This is a genomic window from Moorena sp. SIO2C4, from assembly GCF_010672485.1.
Classification (GTDB): domain Bacteria; phylum Cyanobacteriota; class Cyanobacteriia; order Cyanobacteriales; family Coleofasciculaceae; genus Moorena; species Moorena producens.
In genome coordinates this window covers 1-2,121 of the sequence record NZ_JAAHGN010001201.1, presented here as the reverse complement: position 1 = coordinate 2,121, position 2,121 = coordinate 1, and the positions used below count along the sequence as shown (strand labels likewise).

The 2,121-nt window shown below is 43.2% G+C and carries 3 pseudogenes; 2 read left to right on the top strand and 1 reads right to left on the bottom strand.

The features are described from left to right. Positions 1-620 precede the first annotated feature (620 nt). A pseudogene (locus F6K20_RS41040) lies at positions 621-920 on the top strand (IS701 family transposase); the annotation flags it as partial. A 403-nt stretch (positions 921-1,323) separates the two neighbouring features. Continuing rightward, positions 1,324-1,603, top strand: a pseudogene (locus tag F6K20_RS41035) (IS701 family transposase); the annotation flags it as partial. A 289-nt stretch (positions 1,604-1,892) separates the two neighbouring features. Here F6K20_RS41035 and F6K20_RS35555 read toward each other — a convergent pair. Continuing rightward, positions 1,893-2,121 (bottom strand): annotated as a pseudogene (locus tag F6K20_RS35555) (hypothetical protein); the annotation flags it as partial.

Below are 2,121 nucleotides of genomic sequence, written 5' to 3'. Positions count from 1 at the left end.
GATGCGTTCCCACTGGTCATTCCGCAAAGCATAGCGGCGCGTCATTGTACCACTCCTGAAATTACTCAACTCGCCAAGAATTTATCTATTTTAAACTGGATTGACACCTATTTGATGACACGCCCTAGGGCAGATTAGCCATGATCAAATCAACGGTTATCTAAAAAATGATAAGTTGACCCCACGCTTACTGTGGGATAATGTCAAATACTTAATTGAAATAAATGAGCAAGCCGATCTAGTTTTTGATGACACAGTAATTGAGAAACTATACTCTATAAAAATCGAGATAATTAAACGACAATATAGTGGTAATTTCCAGGGTATAATCGAGGCGCGACCCAAGGGCAGTTTACCTGCCCATTGGAATGCGCGCCTCCAAGTAATTTGATTAATAAATTGCCTATAGGTCAATCACGAAACCCAAAAGTTTTGGGTAGTATACTATCGGATTTATGACCCATAACGGTGAAGTTACCGTAAGAATAGGGTCGCCTTAATCAATGGAGGCGCGCTTTCCTATGGCGAATTAAATTACGGGGTCGCGCCTCAAGTTTTAACCCTTCTATGCATAGCTTGTCAACCATAAAGGCGACCCTATTCTAAGGTTTCGTCTCTAGGATGGTAAGACAAAAATAGAACAGGTTTTGGATAGGCTCCAAAACCTTGTCTATTCTAAGGAGTTGCCATTTAGAACTGTATTGATGGACAGTTGGTATGCCAAAAATAAATTAATGTTATATATCGATGGTTTGGGATAATATTATTATTGTCCTCTCAAACGGAATCGACTTGTGGATGAGACTGGCAATCAAAAAGATTATCAAAGAATTGAATCATTAGTTTGGGATGAAAAAGAGTTAAAATCCGGTAAATTAGTAAAAATTAACAAATTTACCTGCTCCAAAAAAGTGAAACTTTGACCGGTAAGTGTCTCCACCGACAAAACGGATTTTATCGCTGTCTTGATGCAGTCGCTCATGGTTTGAATTTACCGTAAGATAGGGTTGCCTTGTCTTGATGCAATAGCGAGTGGGGGAAACCACGGCAGTCGCTCATGGGGGAGACCCCCAAGACCGCGCTGCCTCCCCAAGACCGCGCTGCATCGCTATTAAAAAATATTTAACCCTTTTCTGCATAACCTGCTAACTATAAAGGCGACCCTATCTAAGGTTTTGTCTCCGGGGGAAACCACGGCAGTCGCTCATGGGGGAGACCCCCAAGACCGCGCTGCCTCCCCAAGACCGCGCTGCATCGCTACAAACGATTTATCTCAGAATTATGAGGCGCGACCCAAGGGCAGTTTACCTGCCCATTGGAATGCGCGCCTCCAGGGACGTTGTACAAAAAGAGTGTAAGGTTCGATGTCAGGTTGAGGAGTTTCATCTTAAATTAAAACAATTGACTGGTATTGAATCATGTCAAGGTCGCAAGGGTCGTATTCAAAGAAACCATATTGCTTGTGCTATTTTAGTTTGGCTCTTTCCTTAAAAATTTGGCTTATAAAAGTGGTCAAACAATTTATCAAATTAAGCATGGGCTCAAATCCAATTACTTAATTAACCAACTAAAACGTCCCGACATTACTATGTCTATAGTTTAGTTATTAGACTCTCGCCGTGGTCTAGCCCCCTGGTTGACTGACAAAACTCAACAAGCATAGTCAAAAGACCTTACTGTAAACTAAGCGCCGATACCTCTTCTGCTCGTCCTGTTTTCGGGAAGCCATCGCTGGTGATGGGTCGGGTTTCCCACTTAAAATTAGGGTTTCAAACAACTCCCAACCAAGAGTAGCGTGCAGTCAATACCCATGCCCAACCAATGCATGAGATAACTGTTACCGCGCGCACCAGTGAGGGTCTACAAAACGGCGTAATCCTCGGGCTACGACCTTAGTTCCTTGGGCAGTGAGATAAAGAGTAGCGATCCCCAAGACGAAACACAATCGCGATCAGGCGCTTTGCATTCCGAATCTCACAGCTTTCCAACTCAAAACCATTGGACTTGTCATCAAGAAAGCTCTCTTCAATATCAAAGCGTAAGCCATATTCCCGAAATGTCAGCAAGGGTGGTCGGTTCGTCGCTGACGATGTACCAAAGTTCTCCGCTAATTCCATCATA